This is a genomic window from Paenibacillus sp. GCM10027630 (genome assembly GCF_042676305.1).
In the GTDB taxonomy this organism is placed as follows: domain Bacteria; phylum Bacillota; class Bacilli; order Paenibacillales; family NBRC-103111; genus Paenibacillus_S.
This window is the reverse complement of the sequence record NZ_JBHTGY010000087.1, coordinates 1-17,112: the sequence shown is the minus strand read 5'-3', so window position 1 is coordinate 17,112 and position 17,112 is coordinate 1. Positions and strand designations below refer to the sequence as shown.

Below are 17,112 nucleotides of genomic sequence, written 5' to 3'. Positions count from 1 at the left end.
CCATCATCCTCAATTTCCAAATAAGAAGGGATGATCATTCAAGTGATGAAAAAATCGCTTATACCCGGAGTCATTCTGGGACTACTAGCTGTAAGCCTAACTCCAATTGCACCAACTGCATTCATAGCTTCAGCCTATGCAGCAACTACACCAGTTACCATTTCCACCACCAATACATCTTATGTTGTTGGAAGTCAGCTGCATATTACAGGAAGTTCCCCTGCGGGCAAAGACATTACGTTCAAAATGGTGGATAGCACCGGTTATGTTATTCATGTGGACGCGATATATGGCAAAGACAATAATGGACAATACAGCTTTGATTTTACATTACCCTCCAATAAAACGGGGACAATGACAATCATCGCGGGCTATGGAGGAGCGAGCGGGGAGTTTGCACTTAAGAATATAACCGTTAACAATCCGAGTTCAACTGAAACCGGAGGCAGCCGTGGCGGCGGCGGTGGCGGTGGAGTCTACATCCCCCCAACAACAAGCCAACCAACAGATAATTCGACTGGAACCGTAAATTTGACCGCTGCGATCAAGGAGTCATTATCGAATGGAGTTGTAACGGTAACCTTTGATTCTTCGAAGCTAACGGAGCTTATGTCATCTTCGGCTACATCAGCATCGAAAGTGTTTGTTCTGGATGTAAAAGAAACTGGTAATACAGTGAAAACGGAATTAACTACGCAGGTGTTGAGTTTGCTTGCTTCTAAAAATGAGGATGTAGTGCTGCAAGTACAGACAAGTACTGGCGCATACAATCTACCTATCAAACAGCTGGATGTTGCCTCTATAGCTCGAGAGCAAGGCGTTTCGGCGAGTGATGTAAAGATTGTTATCTCAATGGATAAGCTCCAAGCTGACAAAGCTGCTGCTGTTAATTCAACGGCTTCAAAGCAGGGCTGGCAAGTATTGAGCGTGCCTGTGGACTTTACAGTTTCCATTGTTTCAAGTGACGGCACAAGCAAACCAATCAATTCTTTTACCCGTTATGTAGAACGTTCGATCCCTGTGCAATCAACTGTTAATCCAAAAACTGCGACAGGAGTTATGTACAACGAGGCAAATGGTACTTTCAGTCCTGTGCCGACGTTATTTACTGGGGTGAATGCAACGTTATTCCGCAAGGGAAACAGTATTTATACCATTATTGACAATCCCAAAACGTTTTCCGATATTAGCGGTCACTGGGCCAAGAATGATATCGAATTGCTGGCAAGCAAGCTTATTGTTAACGGTATAGAGAACGATAAGTTTGCTCCTGATAATAATATCACTCGAGCTGAATTTGCTGCGCTGCTCGTACGCTCATTGGCTGTAGAAGAAGTAAAGGCGACCGGCTTTACTGATGTTACCTCAGCGAATTGGTTTTCTGGCGCGGTTGGAGCTGCTAAAGCAGCCCAATTGATTGCCGGTTTTGAGGATGGAACCTTCCAACCTAATGCCAAGATTACACGTGAACAAATGGTAACCATGATTATAAGAGCATTCCAATTTGCCGGTAAAGAAGTATCATCGGATAGTGCAGTTATCAATAAGTTTACGGATCGAGCCGATATTTCTGATTGGTCGAAGGATGCAGTTGCTAAATCAATTGCAGCCGGCGTTATTCAGGGGATGACAGATACTACATTTGCTCCGCATGAAAATGCTACTCGTGCTCAAGCAACCTTGATGCTAGAAAGAATGCTTCAATATTTGCAATTTATAAATAAATAGATAACGAGGAAATAGGCTGGATCTTCGCGAAAATAGGGCGAAAGAATCCAGCCTATTTAATACTTGGATGATAGTACCGATGAGTTATACATATTAGGAAATTGGTTATAATAATACGTTTTTGGGCAGAGGTGTTAAATGTCGATTCTCGGTACAAAGTTGCATATTCCTCATACAAGAAATGAATTACTTATTGAACGTCCTTTACTCATTAAGTCTCTTAATGAGGGATTAAAAGCCAAGCTGACCGTTCTAACGGCTCCGGCAGGCTATGGCAAAACAACAGCTTTGGTCGAGTGGGTGCAGCAATGCGGATGTCCTGCCGTATGGGTTTCCCTGGATCGCCATGATAACGATCTTGTTCAATTTTGGAGCTATGTGCTTGCAGCTGTCGAGCGTGTATATTCAAATTTAAGCGGCAAGCTGGCTTCGCATTTGGATGGGCTGATTTCAGGGGTGTTTGGGCCTTTCCTGGTGGAGCTTCAGAATGGATTTGCCCATATTTCCGACGATATGGTACTCATCCTTGATGATTTCCATCTGATCGAGCTTGCCTCTATTCATACCTCACTGGAGTATTTGCTTGAGCATTTGCCCTCAAATATCCATCTGTATATAGCGAGTCGTTCTGAGCTTCCTTTTCCTGTAGCAAGATTGCGGGCCAAAGGCGAGCTTAAAAAAATTGCCGTTCAGAATTTGAAATTTCGATTGGATGAGGGTGCGCGCTACCTTCATAATTGTATGGGGCTGTTGTTGTCCGAGGAAGAGATATTCGAGCTCGTTCGTTGCACGGAAGGCTGGATCAGCGGACTGCATCTGGCAGCGCTTTCTGTGAAAAGCAGTGAAGATCCCTCGATGATTATTAAAGAATTTAGCGGACGGCATCGGGATATTTCCACTTATCTGCTAGAAGAGCTCTTTGAGCAGCAGCCTGAAGAGATCCAAAGCTTTTTATTAACTACCTCAATATTGAACCGGATGAATCATTCATTATGTGAAACGGTTACAGGTTTGGGAAATGGTCAGGAACGATTGGACAGGATGGAGAGGCTGCAATTGTTCGTCATTCCTTTGGATGAGCGGAGGGAGTGGTATCGATATCACCATTTATTTGCTGATTTCTTGCAGCAGCAGCTGCGTCACAAGTTTCCGGAGCGGTGGGCAGAGGTACACGCGAATGCGGCCAGGTGGCTGAAAGAGAACGGGTTAATGGAAGAGGCTGTAGAGCACTATCTTGCGGGCCATCATTACGATGAAGCCGCATCCTTGATTGAGAGGAGCTTATTTGATCTTCGATTGAAGAGGACCCTGCTGCTCCGATGGGTAAATATGCTGCCCGAGGCTCATCTGGAGATGATGCCCGGTATTCAATGCTTCAATATTAAAATATTGGCGGATACAGGGGAGTTGGACTTGGCTGAAGCCAAGCTGCTGGCGCTACAAAATAAGTTAACTGACCCTATGTGGCAACCGTGGGCAGATTCGCTTTTGCTTATAACAAGTGAAATTGCTATGTATTATAAAGATATCAAGCGAGCATCGGAATGTCTTGAGGAGTTCGAGCGTCGTGCGCCAAATGGCAGCTATCTGCAAATGATATCAGGCAATACGCTCCAAGACACCGACTATGAAACTTTGTTAGCTTTTATTGAAGATCTTCATGAAGGGGCTAATTATTTTCTGAGGTGGATCAAGGTATGGGAGCAAAAGAAACATTATCCATTCGTCGGGTACTTCTATCGAGCATACGGTGAGGTGATGTATGAGTGGAACCGGCTGGAGGAAGCAGAAATATATGTAGAGCGGGTGCTTAAGCAAAAGCAGATGGAGCCTTATGGGCGAATATTGGTTCAGGCCTCCATTACCGCTGCAAGGATTAGCCATGCTAAAGGCAATACGATCAGAGCGTTCGAGCTGTTAGAACAAGTGAAGCTCAGGATTAACTCACCGGATAAGCAGGCTTTTATGATGATGCTGGATTCAGAAAAGGCTTCACTATCACTAATGGAAGGTTTTACCAACAACACAATTGCTTGGATGCATGCCTGCGGATTGAAGAGCACGGATTCTATACCAATGAATCAAATCAGTATGTATATTCATTTGAGTAAGGCACTCGCGGCAAACGGTCAGGGTTCTGAAGCTTTGGGGCTGCTCGACCGGCTGTACCGCTTAGTGGATGGAGAGCGGCTTCATGATAAAATCCGGGTGCTGATTGTACAAAGCGTGGTGCTTTACAAACAGGGGGATACGCCAGCTTCACTGTTGAAGCTGGAGGCAGCTCTGCTTCTGGCAGAGCCACAAGGATACCTGCGCAGTTTTATTGACGAGGGGGCGGTAATCGCCAAGCTGTTATCTCAATACCTACATATGCGGCAGCATAGTTTTATCCGTAATTCGACTACGGTATCGCTTATTTATATTAAGAGGCTGCTGCAAATGGTAAATATTCATGCAGATGATACAATGATGCCCATGGTTTTATTGACTGAGCAGGAAACGAGAATTTTGAAAATGGTTGAGCAAGGATGGGTAAATAAGCAAATGGCTGAGCTGCTTAATGTGAAACCTAATACAATCAAGATGCATATGAAAAATATTTATAAAAAGCTTGACGTCAACAGCAGATTACAGGTGCTGCAGCGGGCTAGAGAGCTGAAGGTTTTGTAGCAACCAAGAATAAGCTTATTTTAGTGTGTTGATCCGTCTGCCACAAAGACCGTCACGAGTTTCGTGACGGTCTTTGCATTGTGCCCACGCTATCCGTGGGTCGAGTCTTAAGATAAGGGAATAACGAGCCCGAGAAGGAATTATCCATATCTTTCCAGCTTACTGGAGCCTATAATCGTCAATCTTGGCATCATCTTCCCACACTTCTAGAAAGAGCGCATCACATTCATCAAAGTCTGAAGGCGTTAATGCCAGCACCTTTTCTTCCTCCGTACTGACAAAAACATTGTCCATCTGCTCTCCCCTTAGTGCTATTACGACATAGATTTTCATATTCAAGACCCTCCAATAAGAGTTATATCAGCGCATTATAGCATAAAAAGATAAACGGTGGCACGTATCCCCAAGACTTCATTATCGTTTGTTACACCAATTGAGTCGATCCAGCTTTTATGATATATTAGGTAAAAACTAATAAATTTAGGAATTGGATAATAAAGTTAGGTAATAACTAATATTTCTTGAGATAAGGAGTTGTTAAAAATGCTTGAATGGATGTTAAGAAAAGTGATGGCGGAGAGAGGAATATGGTCAGGCGCGGCTCTGGCTCGTCTACTTAAGGAAAAGGCCGATTATAGACTATCCGCTCCATCAATTAGCGCATTGTTAACCAGCCAGCCGAAGCAGATGAAGGCAGATACATTGGATGCGTTATGTACAGCATTAAAGTGTTCTCCAGGCGAGCTATGGGTATACACATCACCGAAGGAAGCGGAGGGTGCATAAAGATGAGTGTCAAAGATATCGTTCCGTTTGGCGACCCGATATTACGTAAAACGGCTAAGCCCGTTGATGCCATTACTTCGAAGACAATCAAACTGCTGGAGGATATGGCCGAAACGCTGTACGCGACAGACGGACGTGCCGGACTTGCAGCGCCTCAAGTTGGAATCCTTAGAAGAATTATCGTTATGGATTGTGGAGATGGTTTAATTGAGTTAATTAATCCTCAGATTATTTCAGCTAGCGGGGAGCAGCTCGGACCTGAGGCTTGCTTGTCCTATCCGGGGTATTATGGGAATGTGATGAGGGCCGACTATGTTAAAATAACAAGCCTTAATAGACAAGGTGAGTCCTTTGAACTGGAGGGGAACGGATTTCTTGCAAGATGTATCCAGCATGAAATCGACCATTTAAACGGCGTACTGTTTATCGATCATGCTCAAGATCAATGGCTCTATCACGAGAAGACGAAACACAAGATCAGCTTGCTAGACGTAATTAAATTGACAAACCAGTGAATTTGGATTATCAGTTAATTCAGCAACATTCCAAAGTGCAACCTTTTCTTTCCAGCCGCGTCTAATAACATGGCATGACAAAGGAGGTTACATTTCAATGAGTACAGTACAAATTACGATGGCTGAGGCCTTATCCGTAAGGGCGGCTATTGGTCGGAAATTACACCAGCTGTTTCACGAAAGAAATATGAATAGTACATCGATCATAGAAAAAGGGGAGACAGCTGATATACCGGCTCGGTCCGTGGATGTTCTCACCCGCGAGATTGAAGCCGTTAACGCCGATTTCCGCAAAATTGATGTATTGCTGGCTAAGGCTAACATTGAACGCACCATTGTTTGGGATGGACAGCCGATTACTATATTGGAAGCCATCGAATTAGCCAAGCAAACGCGAATGGAAATTCAGCAGCTGGGGTCGCTGGGCAACCGTAAAAAATTAGAGCGACAAACGCAGAGGTCAGGATTTGGCGAGGGTGCTACAAGCTTATTCACAGTAGCCCTGTACGATCCGGAATCATACCGCAACGAGTCCTTGAAGAAGGAACGTGAAGTGACGAAGCTGTCCTCTTTAATTGAGCAATCCAATCATCTGCATTACATAGATTTTGACGCTTCTGCTTATATGGGATAGCTGTACGTTAGTCAGGGTAATTCTCCCTGGCTTCGTGTCTGCAATCGTTCTGTTTGCAGGTAGGGAGCCGGTGAGAATCCGGCGGCGGGAAAGTGGGGAAACCGTTTGTTGTTTGTCGGATACAAACAAATACACTTATTGGATAATGAATCCCTTGCGAGACGGATTACGATTATTCGGTTATACGCTGTAACAGTTAACGTCATACGGACTTATGTGAAAAATTGCGAATCCCCGTTTCCTGTCGGGGCCGGCATGGGTACTCCTGTGCCGGCCTTTTTTCTGGTTAATAGGTAATAAAAGAAGCCTCCAGCTTCCACTCTATCGTGGATTCGGAGGCTTCTTCAGTTAGGCTGGTCGACAAGACCGACTTATTTCACCGTCTTGTTGTAAGTGCCCAATTTGCCGGAAATTTCTTTTGCGGCAGCGTCTAAAGCTTCTTTCGGCTGCTTTTTACCGTTCAGCACTTCTTCAATTGCACCCTCGGTCAGCTGGCGTGCCTCAGGGAATACGCCCATTACTGCGCCTTGGGTAGCCGTGTTAGCTTTTGTAGAATGCAGTTGATCAACAGCTGTTTTCAGTTGCGGATATTTAAGCAGGTTGTCTTTTACGGTTTGCTCGTCATACGCTTTTTTCGTAATCGGGAAGTAGCCGGTATTTACATGCCAGTAAGCTTGCTGCTTAGGCTCTCCCAGGAATTTAATGAAGTCCCAAGCCGCTTTTTGCTCATCATCGGTACGGTTGTTCAAGATGTACAAGCTTGCGCCGCCGACAATAACGCCGCCGTCTTTAGCATCGGATGGCTTCGGAAGGAAGCCGGTACCTACTTGGAATTTACCTTGCGCGCCGTCTACGATACCGCGAAGGGAACCCGTGGAATCAAGCGTCATAGCAACTTGGCCTGCGATAAATGCTTTTTTTGTATCATCGGTTTTGCGTCCCAGGTTCAATGCGGTTTTATCGTCAACCATTTGCTTCCACCAAGCAAGAGTTTTAACGCCTGCATCGCTGTTAAGCATGGACTCGGTAGCTAGACCTTTGCGGCCGTTGCCGTTATTCAGTAATTCTGCACCTTGGTTCGCGAAAAACTGCTCCATAAACCAGCCGTAAATGGCGAAGGAAGCGCCGGATTTACCGTCTTTGGTCAATGCTTTAGCTGCCTTGGCAACTTCTTCGTAAGTTGCTGGAGGTTTTTCCGGGTCAAGGCCTGCTGCTTTAAACATATCTTTGTTGTAATAAAGGATTGGATTGGACGTATTGAAAGGCATCGCATTCAGCTTGCCGTCAATTCTATAGTAGTTAAGAATGTTTTCTTCAAGCTGGGTCAGATCGTATTTATCTTGGTCAATAAATTTTTGCATAGGAGTAATAGCCTTGGAATCAATCATGAAACGGCTGCCGATTTCGAATACTTGAATGAGCGCAGGACCGCTTTTGGAATCCATGGATGCCTTCATTTTGTTCAAGCTTTCATCGTAGGTTCCTTGGAAAACCGCTTCTACAATAACATTTTTCTGGGATGCGTTATAGTCGGTAACCAGCTTGTCGATTGCTTTGCCGAGCTCACCGCTCATCGAATGCCACCAAATGACCTTTACCGGCCCCTTACTGCTAGTTGCTGGTGCAGGTGCTGCTGCATCTTTGTTTCCACTGCTCGCTGCAGGCTGGTTTCCGGTATTGCCGCATGCTGCCAAAAACACCATCATAACCGCCATACACAACGTGATCAGGCTCTTGATATTGATTCTTTTCAAAGTGGTGCTTTTCATTTGTAAGGTTCGCTCCCTTTAATTTGTAGTTGAGTAAATCTATATAGAGCGCCTAAGCCTACCGGCGCATAATAATCTCATTGCAACCGGTCAGCCTTTGACTGCACCCGCAGTAATGCCGCGGACAAGCTGCTTGATTCCAAGCGCGAGCAGCAGTAAGGAGGGCAGCAGCACTAAAGTAACTCCAGCCAATACGAGATTCCACGAGGTCATTTCCTCGAATTGCAGCATGCTGATGCCGATCTGTACGGTGCGCATCTTCTCTCCGTTAGTGATGAGCAGCGGCCATAGGTACATATTCCAATGAGTCAGGAAGGAATACACTCCAAGTGTGGCTAAAGCCGGTCGGGACAATGGCAGCACCAGTCGGAAAAAGCTCCGAATATGTCCGCATCCATCTATTTTCGCTGCCTCGAACAATTCACTCGGTAATTGAAGGAAGAATTGGCGAAGCAGGAAGGTTCCAAAAGCGGAAGCAAGGAAGGGGATGATCAGTCCTTCGTAGCTATCCAGCCAACCCCAGCTTTTAATGGTTAAATAGTTCGGAATCATAGTGACTTCCCAAGGGATCATCATGGTGGAGAGGAACAGGGCGAACAGTACCGTTTTACCAGTGAATCTTAAAAAAGCAAACGCATAAGCGGCCAAGCTTGCCGTTAATATTTGTCCTATCATAATGGCAGTCGAGATCATGAAGCTGTTCGTAATGAATTTGAAGATCGGGACAAGCTTCGCCACCTGCAGAAGGTTTTCCCAATACAGCCCTCCAGGAATCAGCTTAGGAGGATAGGATGATGATTCGGCCTGCGTCATGAAGGTAGCGGAGAAGGTAAATAATATGGGATACAACATCAGCGCAGCGGCAATCCCGAGAACGATGTAAATGGTCGTATTTTGCAGACGTGAGGTCATTGATAATGCACCTTCTTTTCAAAAAATTTGAACTGAAGAAGGGTCAGAACCAGGATGATTGCGAACAATACGAGCGCCTGAGCGCTCCCGATACCGAAGCGGAAGTTAATGAATGCATCCTGATAAATGTTGTACACGACTACATCCGTCGTATTCATGGGACCGCCTCGCGTCAAGATGTGGATTTGCCCGAATGATTGGAATGCACCGATCACCGATACGATGAAAACAAAGAATAGTGTTGGCGATACCAGAGGCAGTGTCAGCTGGACGAAGGTGCGTACAGGACCGGATCCGTCGATTTTGGCACTATCATAGATGTCTTCAGACACCCCCTGAAGTCCGCTCAGCAGTACAATGTAATTGAAGCCGAGATTCATCCAGACGGTCATGATGGATATGGAGACCAACGCCCATGCAGGGTCCGTCAACCATCCGATAGGCTGGATACCGACGAGGCTTAGAAAATAATTCAAAATTCCTACACTCGGGTGATACAGCATCATCCAGATAACGGAGCCGGTTCCAACGGAAATGGCAATGGGCAAGGAGAAAATGAATTGAAAAGCGCGCATGCCACGAAGCTTGTTATGGGTCAAGGCAGCCAGCAATAGTGCAATGAGGATGCAGGTAGGCACAGTCAGCAGAGTGAAGGATAGAGTCACTTTCAAGCTTTGGTAGAACTTCTCGGATAGAAATAATTCCTGAAAGTTTTCGAGCCCTACGTAAGCGGCAATACGTCCTCGTGGGTCAGTCAAATGCAGACTTAAATATACGGATTTAACCAATGGATAAAAAAGAAAGATGCCGAACAGCAGAAGAGACGGGGCGAGAAACAAGCAGGCGAGCAGATTCTCTCTGAACCGCAAATTGCGGAGGCTTTGAGCCTTGGTCAGGTGCTGCCGCGGATTTGCTTCTGTGGGTGACGGCAACCCGAGGTCTTGTTTTAACAGACTCATTGCGTGTTCACTCCTTACGGTTTTCACTTGGCTCATGGTGTAAATACCGGATGTTTGTTTAGCCCCCATGATTGCAGGGGTTGACTTAGTCAGTATAACGGACATATGTAAACCAAGAGTTAAGGGGATGTGAAGTTATCATGGAGTAAGGGCTTTCCCTTTACGAAATATCCATATCATTAAGAGGTCAGCGGAGTGGTAATGAGATAGGGAGCAGGAGAAAATTTTTAACCTCGTCAATTATTATGGTATTATATGGGTAACTTATGACCTCGAAAAATGGACAGGCAGCATATCGTAGTGGGGTGAAGAACCATTATTCGGAGACCCGAGTAGAGGTACGGTTATCATTGCCTGAAAATGTCGATTATTATAAGAAGCTTCAATATCAGATTATTAGTGAGCAGAGCTATCCGAACGGTGAAGACAGCTGGTATACGATGAGCAAATCGGTATGAGCTGCTAAGTAAAGGAAAGGAATAAAGGTTTCCAGCAAGTCCATGCAGAAATATAAATGGATTGCAGGTTTGGCGGGCATGGGATGTGTCATCATTTTATAAATGTACTTGCATCTGCGTATTTGGACCAAGCGAAAGCTTACGATGCAAGCTTTCCATACGGAAAGCTCTAAGGAGAGCGGAAATGAAAGTATACGGAGTAAAGGTTGTAGCCTTGTATAAAAACAAACTGGTTATTGTTAAGCAGTTTAGGGAAGGGAAGAAGAGATTCACTTATGAGCTTCCCGGAGGCAGAATAGAAAATAACGAGGATTTAAAAGAAGGAGCGCGCAGGGAATTAAGCGAGGAGACGGGCTTGGTTGCAGGCAGCTTAATAGAGCTGGGAACGTTCAGCATTCCCAAAAGTCCGGTAGTCATTACGCTGTTTTTCACAAACGATATCGTTGAATTACAGAATCAACAGCTCGATAAGGATGAGGACATCCATGTTCTGTTTATAGATGTCGCGGAGGCGTTTGCCCATGTTGCCAGCGGGAAGTGGCAGGATACGAGGCTCGGCTTCGGTTTGGTTCTGGCCAGGTCTAACGGACTGCTTTAAGCAGCCAGTTTGGCGGCCTGGACCAGTAAAAGTATGCATCAGTAAATAGGTGAAGGAGGGTCTACGCATATGGGTACCACTATTTATATGGTAAGGCATGCAGAATCGCCATTTTCGATCGAAAATGAGAGGGTTCGCGAATTATCTCCCAAAGGCCGGGCGGATGCTGAGGCTGTAACCAATATTATGCTTCAGCAAAATATACAAGCTATCGTATCGAGTCCTTATAGAAGAGCTATCCAAACCGTTGAAGGGCTGGCTAAACAATTAGGGCTTGAGATTGAGATTGAAGAGGATTTAAGGGAGAGGCTTCTGGCTGATATCTATTATCCAATGGAGGATCAGGATTTCATGCCGACGATAGAGAGGGTGTTCAAAGAACCGAGCTTTGCCATGCCCGGCGGCGAATCGAATGAAGCTTCTCAGAAAAGAAGTATTTCCGCTTTGCAGCAGGTGATGAAGAGGCATAACGGCAAAAACATAGCTGTCGGCACCCACGGAAATATTATGACGGTGATGATGAACTATTTTGACAGCAGCTATGGGTTGGAATTTTGGAAGCAGACGAGCAAGCCGGATATATATAGACTGCAGTTTGACAACAGGGATCAATTGATTGAGGTACGCCGATTGTGGGAGCTAGCCTAAGCTCCTTGTTGTTCACACCCTGCACACCTCCAACGTTTAATCCCTCCCTAAGCGTAAAGACGTCACGAGATCTGTATGAGCATCGATAAGCCAAGGATGGACTACCTTCAAATGCTCTCTGCGACTCCACAAATATTCAATATAGACATAAACCCCATGCTCCAAGCTGATATCCAGCTGACTTAGCAGCTCTGCCAAGTAAGGCGGCTGGCCGGATTGATCCCATTCAATTTTATCCGCAATAAAAACAATTTTATCCAGCAAGGTGCTTGGGGCTTTCAAGGTTGTGTGGCATTCGATGGCTTCAAGGACCGGAGTAAGCTCAATGCCGAATACTTGCTCAGCAATGACCCGCGAAAGCTTCTGATGGATGATCATCGGGAAACGCTCTTCTTCAGGTAAGATGTCGAGGTTCCATTCCCGAGCTGCATCGATTCTTTGATTATTAGGTATAATGGCGCTAATATCATGCAAAAAGCCTGCCGCGCGCGCTTGATCTGCATCACATCCAAAGCGTGCGGCAAGACGTCCTGCTTCATATCCAACCTTTAAACAGTGTTCAGCCGTATGCGGGTGATTATGTAGTCTTAAAAAGCTGCTGACATCCTCCTCCAAATCTCCGGAGAAAGTCATAGAGCTTTTCATTTGCTGCAGCAGCGGATGCAGGTACATGTGATTTTCACCTCTTACTTAGTGTATTTTCATTATCGTACCACATCTGTCTGAAGCCCCACTCAGCTGTTCAGTTACCATTACATCTGCTAGTTCAAATCTAATTTCATTCCGGTTACGGCTAATGTGACTCTTGCAGGCAGCTTATAGTCGGTTCGGAAATCTACACCGTGAGACATATGCGTGAACAAGGCGCGATCCGGTTGGGTCTCCTCGAGTAGATCGAGGGCTTCGACCATATCATACACGGAACGGGTTGCCAGATCGACAGGCTCCTTATAATAATTAGTCCCTAGTATAAGCAGCTGCAGCCCGAACATAGGGGCTTTTTCTTCGGCATTCAGATTTATTGAATCCGGGCAGTAGGCCCAGCTGTAAGAAGATGGTTTCGTCCTATCGAATCGATAAGCATAGGAAAAGCCATTTTTCCCATGGCATACTTTCCACGGCTGAATGCGCCAGTTTCCCCAATCCATTCCAGCGCCGCAATCGTGGAAAATCAATTGATTTTCCAGCCACGGAAACTGCTTGCGCAGCGTTTGCAGCACATCAGCAGGTGCATATAAATGTCCTTTCTTTCTCAGCCAGCGGCAGGCATCGGCCCATTCAGGGAGTCCGGCAATATGGTCGAAATGGGCGTGTGTAATCAGCACATGTCCGATGAATCTTTTATCCAAAAGCTCCATCTGAGTTCTCCATTCCGGTCCGCAATCGATTAGGAGCTCACCCTCAGCTGCTTCCAGCATCGCAGACGACCGAAATCGGCGGTTCAAGCCGGTCGTTCTAGCCTCCGAGCATACTTCGCAAGAGCAATACACCCTTGGAACCCCCATGGAATCACCCGTACCCCATAATATTAATGTATCTTTATTCATAGTTATGTCGCTCCATAGAATCTGACATTTTACATCTAAAAGAATAGCAGGAAACGAATGCGTCAACAAGCAGCATTACTCTATTTTTGTTCGGAAGTGTTGACGCTGGTTAATTGCGAAATTACAATAAATACCAGGCAGCATCAGTATCTGGACTAGCCTTACAACATAAGTAATTAAGGGAGGATAATCATATGGCAGAGGATACACGGGGTATCGAATGGGCAAAGAAAATTCAGGCTATAGCCCAAGCAGGCTTGACCTATACTCAAAATGTTTATGATGTGGAACGATATGAGCAGTTGAGGGCACTTAGCGTAGAAATGATGGCGGCTTATTCAGGCTTGGAAATAGAGCGGGTGGCAGGACTTTTTGCCAACGAGATCGGTTATGCTACTCCGAAGGTTGATGTAAGGGGCGTGGTAATTCAAGATGGCCGGGTGCTTTTGGTTAAAGAAGTGAATGATGGCCGCTGGTCTCTTCCCGGCGGTTGGGCGGATATTGGATTGTCGCCTCGGGAGAATGTAGTTAAAGAAATAAAGGAAGAGTCAGGCTACGAGGTTACGCCTGTCAGACTGTTGGCGGCGCTCGACCGCAATCTGCACGCGCATACACCGCTTGCTTATCATGTGTACAAGCTGTTCATTCAGTGTGAACTGATCGGCGGGGAACCACAGGCGAGTGTTGAGACGAGTGAAATCGGCTTTTTCGGTGAGGATGAGCTTCCACCCTTGTCAATCGACCGAGTGACGGAGTCGCAAATGCGCATGCTGTTCAAGCGCGTTCGTGAGTCGGCCGCGGAGACGATATTCGATTGATTCGTGAGTGAGCCGAGCTTGGTACTCGGCTCTTGAAGTGGAATCGATATTCAATCAGGTATGGAAGGAGTGACATGATGGCCGCTTATGTACAATCTGGTGTTGTGATGACGCTGCTGCTAGGGATCGGCTTGCTGTTTATTGGACGCACAAAATCCCGTCAGCCGCGCAGCCTGAATAGTAGACTAGCGCGATGGACAGGGTATGCACTCATTGCCATGACAATTTTTCTTATTGTTGTTGGGGTCCTTCAGTATTTGGCTGAGAGCTCACATAGCTATGGTCATTAGGCAGCTGATCTTTCAAGGCTGTACGAATCCTGGAATGGCCAAACGATTGTTCGTCAGCGAGGTAATTGTGAAAAAATACGTGTCCCAGCTGCTAAGCAAATCGGGATGTCGAAACCGGTCCTAGTTGGTTCATATGCTAATGGCTTTTGATTTTCAGTTGACGTTCAAATCATCTGCGCTGTACCCGGCTACAAATGTTTAGTCGCAGAGAACCGGCGGTTATACCGATGCCCTGCGATTTTATGATGCGTATAGGATCGAGAACGTTAGTTCATTAGAATTGCTCGTCGGCCGTAGGACCGTAGAGGCCCGGCACCGGAACATCGAGCAGCCGCAAATAAACCCCGAGCTGAGCCCGATGATGGACCATATGGCTCAATCCGAAAGTGCGAAACGCGATCGCACGCGGTTGACGGAGGATGATATGGTCGCCGTGGCGCAACGTCCATTCCTCGCCGAGTGATTTCTCGTCGCATTCGGCGATCAGCTTCTCCAGCTTGCTGATGTTCGCGTCGAACTCCTCCAGCACGTCCGCGCGTCGTTCCAAAGCCTCCCGCCGCAGCGGTACGGTCGAAAGATCGAACTCCGGATACTGAAAAATAGCGATTTGCCAGTTCAGCAGGTTGATCAGGTGCGTGGCGAGCCCGCCCAGCGTCATTGATTTCTCGTGCGGCTTCCACGCCATATGCTCCTCGGGCAAGCGCTCCAGGATGCGGCGCGTAGTGGTCAGCTCGTGCATGGCGTCGCCAATGATCAGTTGTTTGGTCATAGATTCCTCTCCTCCCTTATGTGGCTAGCATACTATAAACTTGGACGAGTGGAAAGTTTTTCCGTATTCAATGGGGGATTTCCAACTTTTATTGGAACTAATCGACAAACTTCTGCGTCTACAATGAAAAGGAACGGAGGGTATCTGGCATGGAATTAACCGTATTCAAAAAGTGTTTGATCATCATGACCACAATCACTACTTTAGCGTCTCCAATAACAGCATCTGCAGAACAGGCATCCTTTGAGGATGTGAACAGTTCAAACAGCTATGGTTCATACATCCAAAGCCTTATGCAAAAAGGGGTAATCGATGGAAAAGAGGCTGGAACGTTTGCACCTCGCGATGCAATAACACGTGCAGAGTTTCTAAAAATGATTGTGGTCGGCTTTCAATTGTCACTGGATAGAGGACATTTTCATTTCTTTGACCTGGATGGGCATTGGGCAGCGCAGTACGTACAAACAGCTTGGAACCATGGAATTATTGAAGGAACGGCTGATTATAGGTTCACTCCAGATGCTTTCATTAGACGTGACGAGGCTGCCGTCATTATTTGGAGGCTGCTTCAACAGAAGGGGGTAAAACCATCCGAGCAAAATTTTGCATCAGCGGCTCCTTTAGAGGATTGGGCGAGAGAGGGCGTTACCCAATGTTTGGCCAAAAACTTGTTTGGCATTCCCTTTTCATCAGGTACGATGCAAGATGCATTGAGCCGAGAACAAGCTGCCGCATTAATAGATTCATCCATGAAAATTTCAAATCAGGAACTTTATTCTGATCCGAAGGGTCAAGCTCCAAGTGAGACTTATGAAAATACTCAATACGGCTTCTCTCTTAAAATCCCCAAAAGCTGGGAAGGCAAATATGATATAACAGATACCGCACCTACCACAGCAGGACATAATATAGACTTTATTAATAAATCAACTAAATATGGAATCCTATTCACGATCTCTGTTTGGTCTAAAAAGTTTTGGGAAGAAAACAAGGAAGAAATTAACGGGCAAATTCGTGCAACGAAAATCGGAGAAAAAGGCGACCATGTATACGTGTTTCATACGCCAACTGACGTTCAATACGATCCAGCCGATGAAAAGTCAATGGCAGACTACCTGAGTATGTTTAAGGATGTAGAAGCAATTAAAGGCTCTTTTGAGAAAGGCTATTAGCATACATTCTCCTTGACTAATTCTACTGTGTATAGTTAAGATAAACATAGTTGAATAAAATTAAATTGGGAGATAAAACTATGATGGATTTGGGGAATAAAATTAAAAAGCTGCGAACCGAGCAAAACCGGAATTTGCTTGATATAGCGAATGCGTGCGGATTTTCGAAAAGCCTGTTATCCAAGATCGAGAATGGGAAAACAGTGCCCCCCATTTCAACCTTGATGAAGATTGCAGATGCATTGGGTACGAAGGTTTCTATTTTGTTGGATGATCAGCAGCGGTCTGGAACCATCTATACAACCAAAGAGATGAGCCACTCCAAGATGGTCAAAACCGATAAGGGCTACTCCTTTTTCACATTTGCTGTTGAACGAAGCGAGAAGCTGATGCAGCCGTTTCTTTTTGTTTCAAGGAAGGAAGAGCATGATAGTAAAAATATTTACAGCCATAATGGAGAGGAATTTATATTTATTCTGGAAGGCGAGATGCGGTACAAGGTTGGCAGCGTGGAGTATACATTGAAGCCGGGCGACAGCCTGTACTTTGATTCCATTGAAAAGCATACGCTAAGCCCTATTACCGATGAGGTGAAATACGTGGCTGTGTTTACCCAATCCAAGCAGAGCGACAGCTAGGGCAGCGTGTACGACTTATAGAGATACTGACATCATAGGACAGCCCCACAGCAGGCTCGTTTATTCAAGGGTAAAACAGGACCTACTGTTTATCCTTTTTTTTGCATATATAGCGTACTATGTCAATAAGCTTTAAACTGACTTTTGAGTAACTCAAACACACCTAACCTTAAAAATTTTTAAAAATTAGTTAGCAACTGA

Annotated in this window: 19 protein-coding genes; 12 read left to right on the top strand and 7 right to left on the bottom strand. The window is 45.6% G+C overall.

From position 1 onward, the window contains the following. Nucleotides 1–45: 45 nt before the first annotated feature. Nucleotides 46–1,728 (top strand): S-layer homology domain-containing protein, encoded by a 1,683-nt coding sequence (locus ACFQ0C_RS33100; protein WP_379373360.1) that lies wholly within the window; start codon nt 46–48, stop codon nt 1,726–1,728. Nucleotides 1,729–1,866: 138 nt separating this feature from the next. Continuing rightward, the gene (locus tag ACFQ0C_RS33095; RefSeq protein WP_379373328.1) at nt 1,867–4,398 is read left to right on the top strand and encodes a winged helix-turn-helix domain-containing protein; all 2,532 of its coding nucleotides are present in this window, start codon (nt 1,867–1,869) and stop codon (nt 4,396–4,398) included. Nucleotides 4,399–4,557: 159 nt separating this feature from the next. On the opposite strand, the gene ACFQ0C_RS33090 is transcribed toward ACFQ0C_RS33095, so the two are convergent. Further along, nucleotides 4,558–4,731, bottom strand: coding sequence for a hypothetical protein (locus ACFQ0C_RS33090; RefSeq protein WP_258217045.1), 174 nt, complete (start codon nt 4,729–4,731; stop codon nt 4,558–4,560). Nucleotides 4,732–4,941: 210 nt separating this feature from the next. On the opposite strand from ACFQ0C_RS33090, the gene ACFQ0C_RS33085 reads away from it, so the two are divergent. From ACFQ0C_RS33085 to ACFQ0C_RS33075, 3 genes are all read left to right on the top strand, one after another. Then, on the top strand, nt 4,942–5,184 hold the full coding sequence (locus tag ACFQ0C_RS33085; RefSeq protein ID WP_379373326.1) for a helix-turn-helix domain-containing protein: 243 nt from the start codon (nt 4,942–4,944) through the stop codon (nt 5,182–5,184). Nucleotides 5,185–5,186: 2 nt separating this feature from the next. Beyond that, nucleotides 5,187–5,699 (top strand): peptide deformylase, encoded by a 513-nt coding sequence (def, locus tag ACFQ0C_RS33080; protein ID WP_379373324.1) that lies wholly within the window; start codon nt 5,187–5,189, stop codon nt 5,697–5,699. A gap of 97 nt (nt 5,700–5,796) precedes the next feature. Next, nucleotides 5,797–6,333, top strand: coding sequence for a hypothetical protein (locus ACFQ0C_RS33075; protein ID WP_379373322.1), 537 nt, complete (start codon nt 5,797–5,799; stop codon nt 6,331–6,333). Nucleotides 6,334–6,704: 371 nt separating this feature from the next. Here ACFQ0C_RS33075 and ACFQ0C_RS33070 read toward each other — a convergent pair whose 3' ends face one another. The 3 genes from ACFQ0C_RS33070 to ACFQ0C_RS33060 form a co-directional block, all read right to left on the bottom strand. Next, nucleotides 6,705–8,102, bottom strand: a complete 1,398-nt coding sequence (locus ACFQ0C_RS33070) for an ABC transporter substrate-binding protein (protein ID WP_379373320.1) — start codon at nt 8,100–8,102, stop codon at nt 6,705–6,707. 90 nt (nt 8,103–8,192) lie between these two features. Continuing rightward, nucleotides 8,193–9,014, bottom strand: coding sequence for a carbohydrate ABC transporter permease (locus ACFQ0C_RS33065; protein ID WP_258217050.1), 822 nt, complete (start codon nt 9,012–9,014; stop codon nt 8,193–8,195). Then, on the bottom strand, nt 9,011–9,973 hold the full coding sequence (locus tag ACFQ0C_RS33060) for a carbohydrate ABC transporter permease (RefSeq protein WP_379373317.1): 963 nt from the start codon (nt 9,971–9,973) through the stop codon (nt 9,011–9,013). Before ACFQ0C_RS33060 ends, ACFQ0C_RS33065 begins: the two co-directional genes overlap by 4 nt. A gap of 266 nt (nt 9,974–10,239) precedes the next feature. On the opposite strand from ACFQ0C_RS33060, the gene ACFQ0C_RS33055 reads away from it, so the two are divergent. The 3 genes from ACFQ0C_RS33055 to ACFQ0C_RS33045 all read left to right on the top strand — a co-directional run bounded on the left by ACFQ0C_RS33055 (nt 10,240) and on the right by ACFQ0C_RS33045 (nt 11,677). Beyond that, the gene (locus ACFQ0C_RS33055) at nt 10,240–10,431 is read left to right on the top strand and encodes a hypothetical protein (protein WP_379373315.1); all 192 of its coding nucleotides are present in this window, start codon (nt 10,240–10,242) and stop codon (nt 10,429–10,431) included. A gap of 184 nt (nt 10,432–10,615) precedes the next feature. Further along, a complete protein-coding gene (locus ACFQ0C_RS33050) occupies nt 10,616–11,029 on the top strand; it encodes an NUDIX hydrolase (RefSeq protein ID WP_258217052.1) in 414 nt (137 codons plus the stop codon). Nucleotides 11,030–11,098: 69 nt separating this feature from the next. Further along, nucleotides 11,099–11,677: a histidine phosphatase family protein gene (locus tag ACFQ0C_RS33045; protein WP_379373313.1), complete on the top strand. Its 579-nt coding sequence runs from the start codon at nt 11,099–11,101 to the stop codon at nt 11,675–11,677. 36 nt (nt 11,678–11,713) lie between these two features. On the opposite strand, the gene yqeK is transcribed toward ACFQ0C_RS33045, so the two are convergent. Then, complete coding sequence (gene yqeK, locus ACFQ0C_RS33040; protein WP_379373311.1) at nt 11,714–12,349, bottom strand: bis(5'-nucleosyl)-tetraphosphatase (symmetrical) YqeK; 636 nt, start codon at nt 12,347–12,349, stop codon at nt 11,714–11,716. A gap of 89 nt (nt 12,350–12,438) precedes the next feature. Next, the gene (locus ACFQ0C_RS33035) at nt 12,439–13,224 is read right to left on the bottom strand and encodes an MBL fold metallo-hydrolase (protein ID WP_379373309.1); all 786 of its coding nucleotides are present in this window, start codon (nt 13,222–13,224) and stop codon (nt 12,439–12,441) included. A gap of 194 nt (nt 13,225–13,418) precedes the next feature. On the opposite strand from ACFQ0C_RS33035, the gene ACFQ0C_RS33030 reads away from it, so the two are divergent. Then, nucleotides 13,419–14,042 carry an NUDIX hydrolase gene (locus ACFQ0C_RS33030; RefSeq protein ID WP_379373307.1) on the top strand — a complete coding sequence of 208 codons (624 nt, stop codon included), beginning with the start codon at nt 13,419–13,421 and terminating at the stop codon, nt 14,040–14,042. A gap of 74 nt (nt 14,043–14,116) precedes the next feature. After that, on the top strand, nt 14,117–14,332 hold the full coding sequence (locus ACFQ0C_RS33025; RefSeq protein ID WP_379373305.1) for a hypothetical protein: 216 nt from the start codon (nt 14,117–14,119) through the stop codon (nt 14,330–14,332). 274 nt (nt 14,333–14,606) lie between these two features. Here the strand turns inward: ACFQ0C_RS33025 and ACFQ0C_RS33020 are convergent, their stop codons facing one another. Then, the gene (locus ACFQ0C_RS33020) at nt 14,607–15,101 is read right to left on the bottom strand and encodes a DinB family protein (protein ID WP_258217061.1); all 495 of its coding nucleotides are present in this window, start codon (nt 15,099–15,101) and stop codon (nt 14,607–14,609) included. A 149-nt stretch (nt 15,102–15,250) separates the two neighbouring features. Here ACFQ0C_RS33020 and ACFQ0C_RS33015 point away from each other — a divergent pair, with 149 nt between their 5' ends. Together ACFQ0C_RS33015 and ACFQ0C_RS33010 are read left to right on the top strand one after the other, a co-directional pair. Continuing rightward, nucleotides 15,251–16,273 (top strand): S-layer homology domain-containing protein, encoded by a 1,023-nt coding sequence (locus tag ACFQ0C_RS33015; RefSeq protein WP_379373303.1) that lies wholly within the window; start codon nt 15,251–15,253, stop codon nt 16,271–16,273. An 80-nt stretch (nt 16,274–16,353) separates the two neighbouring features. After that, entirely contained in the window at nt 16,354–16,911 is a 558-nt protein-coding gene (locus ACFQ0C_RS33010) for a helix-turn-helix domain-containing protein (RefSeq protein WP_379373301.1), read from the top strand. The last annotated feature ends 201 nt before the right edge of the window (nt 16,912–17,112 follow it).

Coding starts and splice junctions, on each gene's coding strand:
- ACFQ0C_RS33055 (WP_379373315.1), top strand. CDS start 10,240: ATGACCTCGAAAAATGGACAGGCAGCATATCGTAGTGGGGTGAAGAAC.
- ACFQ0C_RS33090 (WP_258217045.1), bottom strand. CDS start 4,731: ATGAAAATCTATGTCGTAATAGCACTAAGGGGAGAGCAGATGGACAAT.
- ACFQ0C_RS33030 (WP_379373307.1), top strand. CDS start 13,419: ATGGCAGAGGATACACGGGGTATCGAATGGGCAAAGAAAATTCAGGCT.
- ACFQ0C_RS33070 (WP_379373320.1), bottom strand. CDS start 8,102: ATGAAAAGCACCACTTTGAAAAGAATCAATATCAAGAGCCTGATCACG.
- ACFQ0C_RS33015 (WP_379373303.1), top strand. CDS start 15,251: ATGGAATTAACCGTATTCAAAAAGTGTTTGATCATCATGACCACAATC.
- ACFQ0C_RS33010 (WP_379373301.1), top strand. CDS start 16,354: ATGATGGATTTGGGGAATAAAATTAAAAAGCTGCGAACCGAGCAAAAC.
- ACFQ0C_RS33100 (WP_379373360.1), top strand. CDS start 46: ATGAAAAAATCGCTTATACCCGGAGTCATTCTGGGACTACTAGCTGTA.
- ACFQ0C_RS33065 (WP_258217050.1), bottom strand. CDS start 9,014: ATGACCTCACGTCTGCAAAATACGACCATTTACATCGTTCTCGGGATT.
- def (WP_379373324.1), top strand. CDS start 5,187: ATGAGTGTCAAAGATATCGTTCCGTTTGGCGACCCGATATTACGTAAA.
- ACFQ0C_RS33020 (WP_258217061.1), bottom strand. CDS start 15,101: ATGACCAAACAACTGATCATTGGCGACGCCATGCACGAGCTGACCACT.
- ACFQ0C_RS33035 (WP_379373309.1), bottom strand. CDS start 13,224: ATGAATAAAGATACATTAATATTATGGGGTACGGGTGATTCCATGGGG.
- ACFQ0C_RS33075 (WP_379373322.1), top strand. CDS start 5,797: ATGAGTACAGTACAAATTACGATGGCTGAGGCCTTATCCGTAAGGGCG.
- ACFQ0C_RS33060 (WP_379373317.1), bottom strand. CDS start 9,973: ATGAGTCTGTTAAAACAAGACCTCGGGTTGCCGTCACCCACAGAAGCA.
- ACFQ0C_RS33095 (WP_379373328.1), top strand. CDS start 1,867: ATGTCGATTCTCGGTACAAAGTTGCATATTCCTCATACAAGAAATGAA.
- ACFQ0C_RS33050 (WP_258217052.1), top strand. CDS start 10,616: ATGAAAGTATACGGAGTAAAGGTTGTAGCCTTGTATAAAAACAAACTG.
- ACFQ0C_RS33025 (WP_379373305.1), top strand. CDS start 14,117: ATGATGGCCGCTTATGTACAATCTGGTGTTGTGATGACGCTGCTGCTA.
- yqeK (WP_379373311.1), bottom strand. CDS start 12,349: ATGTACCTGCATCCGCTGCTGCAGCAAATGAAAAGCTCTATGACTTTC.
- ACFQ0C_RS33045 (WP_379373313.1), top strand. CDS start 11,099: ATGGGTACCACTATTTATATGGTAAGGCATGCAGAATCGCCATTTTCG.
- ACFQ0C_RS33085 (WP_379373326.1), top strand. CDS start 4,942: ATGCTTGAATGGATGTTAAGAAAAGTGATGGCGGAGAGAGGAATATGG.